4 protein-coding genes are annotated in these 6,557 nt (G+C 67.9%); 2 read left to right on the forward strand and 2 right to left on the reverse strand.

Annotated elements, in window-relative coordinates:
- Positions 1-3: 3 nt before the first annotated feature.
- Positions 4-840 carry an SDR family NAD(P)-dependent oxidoreductase gene (locus EB75_RS23640; RefSeq protein WP_061004153.1) on the reverse strand — a complete coding sequence of 279 codons (837 nt, stop codon included), beginning with the start codon at positions 838-840 and terminating at the stop codon, positions 4-6.
- A gap of 240 nt (positions 841-1,080) precedes the next feature.
- On the opposite strand from EB75_RS23640, the gene EB75_RS23645 reads away from it, so the two are divergent.
- Together EB75_RS23645 and EB75_RS23650 are read left to right on the forward strand one after the other, a co-directional pair.
- Complete coding sequence (locus EB75_RS23645; protein WP_061009863.1) at positions 1,081-1,977, forward strand: TIGR04222 domain-containing membrane protein; 897 nt, start codon at positions 1,081-1,083, stop codon at positions 1,975-1,977.
- Positions 1,974-3,068 carry an MbnB/TglH/ChrH family RiPP precursor modification enzyme gene (locus EB75_RS23650; protein ID WP_142239785.1) on the forward strand — a complete coding sequence of 365 codons (1,095 nt, stop codon included), beginning with the start codon at positions 1,974-1,976 and terminating at the stop codon, positions 3,066-3,068. The genes EB75_RS23645 and EB75_RS23650 overlap by 4 nt, the downstream gene beginning before the upstream one ends.
- Here EB75_RS23650 and EB75_RS23655 read toward each other — a convergent pair.
- Positions 3,065-6,557, reverse strand: a 3,493-nt coding sequence (locus EB75_RS23655) for a multifunctional oxoglutarate decarboxylase/oxoglutarate dehydrogenase thiamine pyrophosphate-binding subunit/dihydrolipoyllysine-residue succinyltransferase subunit (RefSeq protein ID WP_073697687.1), incomplete at its 5' end; no start/stop codon positions are given. The genes EB75_RS23650 and EB75_RS23655 overlap by 4 nt on opposite strands.

Consider the following 6,557-nt stretch of genomic DNA (forward strand, 5'->3'; position numbering starts at 1 on the left):
GTGTCAGTGCGAGCGCGACGGCATCACGCGGGACGTGACGCGGGAGAACAAATCCTGGTACGCGCCCGAGCCGGTGGCCCGGATGATGAGGTCCAGCAGCTTGGCGTCCGGTCCGACGAGCACGCGGGCGTGGCCCTTGCGGACCGCCTCCAGGATGATCTTGGCGGCGCGCTCGGGGGTGGTCTTGGCCAGCTTCGCGTCGAAGGTCTTGGCCAGCTCCTTCGGGTCGATGCCTTCGACCGCGGTGGAGTTGCGGGCGATACCGGTCTTCACGCCACCGGGGTGCACCGTGGTGACCTTGACGGGGTGGCCGGCGAGCTTCATCTCCTGGCGCAGCGCCTCGGTGAAGCCGCGGACGGCGAACTTGGAGGCGTTGTAGGCGGCCTGGCCGGGGACGGCGAAGAGGCCAAAGACGCTGGAGACGTTGACGACGTGCCCGTCGCCCGAGGCGATCAGGTGCGGCAGAAATTCCTTGGTGCCGTTGACGACGCCCCAGAAGTTGACGTCCATGACCCGTTCGATGTCCTTGAACTGGCTGACCTCGATGTCGCCGGTGAAGGCGATGCCGGCGTTGTTGTAGATCTGGTTGACCTTGCCGAAGTGCTCGGCGACGGCGTCGGCGTAGAGGGCGAAGGCCTCGCGCTCGGTGACGTTGAGGCGGTCGGCCTTGACGGGGGCGCCGATGGCCTTGATCCGCTCTTCGGTCTCGGCGAGGCCCTCGGTGTTGACGTCACTGATCGCCAGCTTGGCGCCCGAGCGGGCGAGCTCGATGGCGAGGGCCTGACCGATACCCGATCCGGCTCCGGTGACGACACAGACTTTCCCGGCGAAGCCCTCCATGAACACTCCCTTGTGGTCGATGCGCTGCTGTTAGCGACAGTAGCCGGTACCGCCGGTGTCGGATAGCACCGGGTGGTGCCGCAGGAGCGGCGGTACTCAACGGTACCAAACCGCTCCCAACCTGTGAATCATGCAAGGAAACGGCCGCCGTGAGCGCATTTTGTCGCTTCTCGCCGCCGTTATGGAGACGCTCGCTGCACTGCTCCGCTTCTTCGACCCGACGGCAAGGAGTTGATTCCGATGACAGCATCATGGGGCCTGACCGGACCACAGTTTCTGGGCGTCTATTTCGTCACCTACCTACTTGCGCTCGCGCTGATGTACGGCTTCCGGGCCGTGTTGACCCACACGGAAAGCGATCCCGAGAACCCGCGGCCGCTGCTCGATCCCTACGAGACCGCGTACCTGGCGGGCGGCCCGGGACGTACAGTCAGCGCCGCGATCGCAAACCTGGCCTTGAGCGACCGGCTTCTGGTTTCCCGCAGCGGTGCGCTCACCGTTCCCGCCGACGTCGAACCGCTCGACGACGTCGATGCTGCCGTCGCCGCCGGTGTGTCCACGACGCGCCGCCGGCGGAGCGCGATGCGGCGGCTGCGCAAGCACCCGCACATCGTGGCGATCGGTGACCGGTTGCGCGGCCGGGGTCTGCTTCTCGACGACGGTTCGACCACCGTGTTGCGCGCCTGCGCGCTGCTGCCGTGCGCGGTATGGGTGGTCGGCCTCCTCCGCTTGATCAACGGCATCGAGTTGCACCACAGGGTCATCCTGCTGACGGTTTTCCTGGTGGCCACCGGTCTGTCGACGCTCGTCCTGGTACGCGCATTTCTCGCCGACGCGGCGCACCGACCGTCCGACTCGGGGAAACTCGCGCTCGAAGGCATGAAGAACCGGTACGAGTCCGGCGTGGGCCTGAACGATCCTGCGACGGAGACCCGGCGGGCCGACGCGCTACGGCAGGCGCAGGTGGTCGGGGTCGCGCTGCTCGGTTTCGCCGCGCTGACAGACGACGATCTGCGCACGTCGCTGATCGGCAGTGCCGGTGTCGGCAGCGGAGGCGGTTGTGGCAGCGGCAGCAGCTGTGGCGGAGGGGGTTGCGGCGGCGGTGGCTGTGGCGGCTGCGGCGGGTGCGGCGGATGACCGCCGGCGCCCTCGGGCCGGCCGTCGGCATCGGCTGGCGGCCCGAGATCGACCTCACCATCGAGCGACTGCCCGGTGTCGAATTCATGGAGGTGATCGCCGAGGGCATCCGGCCGGGCGCCCTCCCGGAGTCGTTGGTTGCCGTGCGCGGCCGCGGAATTCCCGTTGTGCCACACGGAATTTCGCTCTCCTTGGGTGGTGCGGAGCGGCCCGAATCTGCGCGGCTGAAGCACCTCGGCGACTGTGCGGTGGCCCTCGGGGCCCCGTTGGTCAGCGAGCACATCGCTTTCGTGCGCGCCGGCGACCGCGAAGCCGGGCATCTCCTGCCGGTACCGCGCAGCCGGGCCGCACTCGACGTCGTCGTGGCCAATGTCCGGAACGCCCAGGACGCGCTGCCCGTCCCGCTGGCCCTCGAACACGTGGCATCCGTCGTGTCATGGCCCGACGACGAATTCACCGAGGCACAGTTCCTGCGGGAGATCATCGAGCGCACGGGCGCGCACCTGCTGCTGGACGTGGCCAACCTGTACACGTCGGCCGTCAACTTCGGCGCCGATCCGCTCGCTGCGCTCGACACGTTGCCGCTGGATCGGATCGCCTACGTCCACGTCGCCGGTGGAGCGTTGCGCGACGGCGTCTGGCACGACACCCACACCGCCGATGTCGCCGAGCCGATCCTGGAATTGCTCGCCGAGCTTGCGCGCAGAACCGAGGTGCCCGCCATCATGCTGGAACGCGACGGCGCCTACCCGGCGCCCAGCGTGCTGTCACGCGAGTTGGCCGCCATCAGGGCGGCTGCCGGACGCGTCGGTGACGACGCGGTTCGGCCCTGGGCTGCGGGACTGGACCGCTTGCCCGGTCGGGTGGCTGCTGAACCGTCCGACATCACCCGTCGGGCCCTGGCCACTGCCGAGGACTCGCTGCTACAGGCGCTGCTGGGACTGTCCGGCCCACCGCCGGGATTCGACGAACATCGTGTTGCGGTGGCGGGGGCCGCCTTGGCGCACAAGCGCGCACACACGCACACGAAAATGGGCTTGCGTGCGAAACTTCGCGAGAAGTTCGCACACAAGCCCACGTCCGGTGTTTAGGGGGCGAAGGCCTCGTCGAGGATGGCCTGCTGCTCGATGGCGTGCACCTTCGAGCTACCCGACGACGGCGCGCTCATGGCCCGGCGCGAGATGCGCTTGATGCCGGGCAGCTTCTCCGGCAGCAGCTCGGGCAGGCTCAGGCCGAACGTCGGCCACGCGCCCTGGTTGGCCGGCTCTTCCTGCACCCAGAAGTACTGCTGCACGTTCGGGTACTGGTCCAGCGTGGCGTTGAGCCGGCGCTTGGGCAGCGGGTACAGCTGCTCGATGCGGATGATCGCGATGTCCTCGCGCTTGTCCTTGGCCTTGCGGGCCACCAGCTCGTAGTACAGCTTGCCGCTGGTGAGCAGCACCCGGGTGACCTTCGACCGGTCGCCGATGCCGTCTTCGTAGGTCGGCTCCTCGAGCACCGAGCGGAACTTGATCTCGGTGAAGTCCTTGACGTCGCTGACCGCGGCCTTGTTGCGCAGCATGGACTTCGGGGTGAAGACGATCAGCGGACGGTGGATGCCGTCCAGGCCGTGCCGGCGCAGCAGGTGGAAATAGTTGGCCGGGGTCGACGGCATGGCGACCGTCATCGAACCTTCGGCGCACACCTGCAGGAACCGCTCGATGCGGCCCGACGTGTGGTCCGGGCCCTGGCCCTCGTGCCCGTGCGGCAGCAGCAGCACGACGTCGGAGAGCTGACCCCACTTGGCCTCACCGGAGCTGATGAACTCGTCGATGATCGACTGCGCGCCGTTGACGAAGTCACCGAACTGGGCTTCCCACAGCACCATGGCGTCGGGGTTGCCCACCGAGTAGCCGTACTCGAAGCCGACCGCCGCGAACTCCGACAGTGCCGAGTTGTAGATCAGCAGCTTGCCGCCGGTCGGGGTGCCGTCGGTATTGGTGGCCAGCAGCTGCAGCGGGGTGAACTCCTCGCCGGTGACGCGGTCGATGAGGACGGCGTGCCGCTGCGTGAACGTGCCGCGCTGGGTGTCCTGACCGGAGAACCGGATCAACCGGCCCTCGGCGACCATCGAGCCCAGGGCGAGCAGCTCACCGAAGGCCCAGTCGATCTTGCCCTCGTAGGCCATCTCGCGGCGCTTCTCCAGCACGGGCTTGACGCGCGGGTGCACGTTGAAGCCCTCCGGCACCGCCAGGTGCGCGTCGCCGATGCGGGCCAGCAGCGACTTGTCGACCGCGGTGAACAAGCGTTGCGGGATGGTCTGGTCGGTCTCCACCGATTCGCTGGGCTCGATCTCGTGCTTCTCGAGCTCGCGGACCTCGTTGAACACCCGCTCCAGCTGGCCCTGGTAGTCGCGCAGCGCGTCCTCGGCCTCTTTGATGGAGATGTCACCACGGCCGATGAGGGCTTCGGTGTAGGTCTTGCGGACGCCGCGCTTGGTGTCGATGACGTCGTACATGTACGGCTGCGTCATCGACGGGTCATCGCCCTCGTTGTGGCCGCGGCGGCGGTAGCACAGCATGTCGATGACGACGTCCTTCTTGAACGCCTCGCGGAAGTCGACGGCCAGGCGGGCCACCCAGGCGCACGCCTCGGGGTCGTCGCCGTTGACGTGGAAGATCGGGGCGCCGATCATCTTGGCCACGTCGGTGCAGTACTCGCTGGAGCGCGAATCCGTTGGCGCCGTGGTGAACCCGATCTGGTTGTTCACGATGATGTGGATGGTGCCGCCGGTGCGGTAGCCCTTGAGCAGCGCGAGGTTGAGCGTCTCGGCGACCACGCCCTGACCGGCGAACGCAGCGTCGCCGTGCAGCATCATCGGCACGATCGAGAAGCGGCCGTGTGCGTCGCTGTCGTCGTGTTCGTCACCGACCAGCAGGTCCTGCTTGGCCCGGACCAGGCCCTCAAGCACCGGGTCGACGGCCTCGAGGTGGCTGGGGTTGGCCACCAGCGACACGTCGATCTCGTTGTCGCCGAACATCTGCAGGTAGTGCCCGGTGGCACCGAGGTGGTACTTCACGTCGCCGGAGCCGTGCGCCAGCGCCGGGTTCAGGTTGCCCTCGAACTCGCTGAAGATCTTGGCGTACGGCTTGCCGACGATGTTCGCCAGCACGTTTAGGCGACCGCGGTGCGGCATGCCGATGACCACTTCGTCGAGTCCGTGCTCGGCGGCCTGGTCGATGGCGGCGTCCATCATCGGGATGACGGCCTCCGCGCCTTCCAGCGAGAAGCGCTTCTGCCCAACGTATTTGGTGTGCAGGAACGTCTCGAAGGCCTCGGCGGCGTTGAGCTTGGACAGAATGTACTTCTGTTCGCCGACGGCCAGCTTGTCGTGCTTGACCTCGACGCGCTCCTGCAGCCACTTCTGCTGCTCGGGTTCGAGGATGTGGGTGTACTCGACACCGACGTGGCGGCAGTAGGCGTCACGCAGCACCGACAGCACGTCGCGCAGCTTCATGAACTGCTTGCCGGCGAAGCCGTCGACCTTGAACTCGCGGTCCAGGTCCCACAGCGTCAGGCCGTGGGTGTTGACGTCGAGGTCGGGGTGGCTGCGGAAGCGGGTCTTGTCCAGGCGCAGCGGGTCGATGTCGGCCATCAGGTGACCGCGGTTGCGGTAGGCCGCGATCAGCTCGATGATGCGGGCGTTCTTGTGGGCGATCGAGTCCGGGTTGTCGATGCGCCAGCGCACCGGCTCGTAGGGGATGCCCAGCTCGCGGAAGATCTCGTCGAAGAAGGCGTCGTCGAGCAGCAGGCGATGCACGGTGCGCAGGAAGTCGCCGGACTCGGCGCCCTGGATGATGCGGTGGTCGTAGGTCGACGTCAGCGTGATGAGCTTGCCGACGCCGAGCTCGGCGATGCGCTCTTCACTCGCGCCCTGGAACTCGGCCGGGTACTCCATGGCACCGGCGCCGATGATCGCGCCCTGGCCGCGCATCAGGCGCGGCACCGAGTGCACGGTGCCGATGGTGCCGGGGTTGGTCAGCGAGATGGTGACGCCGCTGAAGTCCTCGGCGGTCAGCTTGCCGTCGCGGGCCCGCCGGACGATGTCCTCGTAGGCGGCGATGAACTGGCCGAATTGCATTGTCTCGCAACGCTTGATGGCCGCGACGACGAGCTGGCGCGAGCCGTCCTTGTTCTGCAGGTCGATGGCCAGACCGAGGTTGGTGTGCGCCGGCGTGACGGCCGTCGGCTTGCCGTCGACCTCGGCGAAGTACCGGTTCATGTTCGGGAACTGCTTGACCGCCTGGACGATCGCGTAGCCCAGCAGGTGGGTGAAGCTGATCTTGCCGCCGCGCGTGCGCTTGAGGTGGTTGTTGATGACGACGCGGTTGTCGATCATCAGCTTCGCGGGGATGGCGCGCACGCTCGTGGCGGTCGGCACGTCCAGCGACGCGTTCATGTTCTTGACGACGGCGGCCGCGGCGCCGCGCAGCGTCTGCGTCTCGGAGTCCTCGGCGGGCGCGGGTCCGGCGGCGGCCTTGGCGGGGGCGGCCTTGGCCGGCGCGGCGGCGGGTGCAGGCGCCGCAGCAGGGGCGGGCGCC

Origin of the sequence: Mycobacterium sp. ST-F2, from assembly GCF_001905655.1 — a bacterium.
Lineage (GTDB): Bacteria > Actinomycetota > Actinomycetes > Mycobacteriales > Mycobacteriaceae > Mycobacterium.

Coding starts and splice junctions, on each gene's coding strand:
- EB75_RS23640 (WP_061004153.1), bottom strand. CDS start 840: ATGGAGGGCTTCGCCGGGAAAGTCTGTGTCGTCACCGGAGCCGGATCG.
- EB75_RS23645 (WP_061009863.1), top strand. CDS start 1,081: ATGACAGCATCATGGGGCCTGACCGGACCACAGTTTCTGGGCGTCTAT.
- EB75_RS23650 (WP_142239785.1), top strand. CDS start 1,974: ATGACCGCCGGCGCCCTCGGGCCGGCCGTCGGCATCGGCTGGCGGCCC.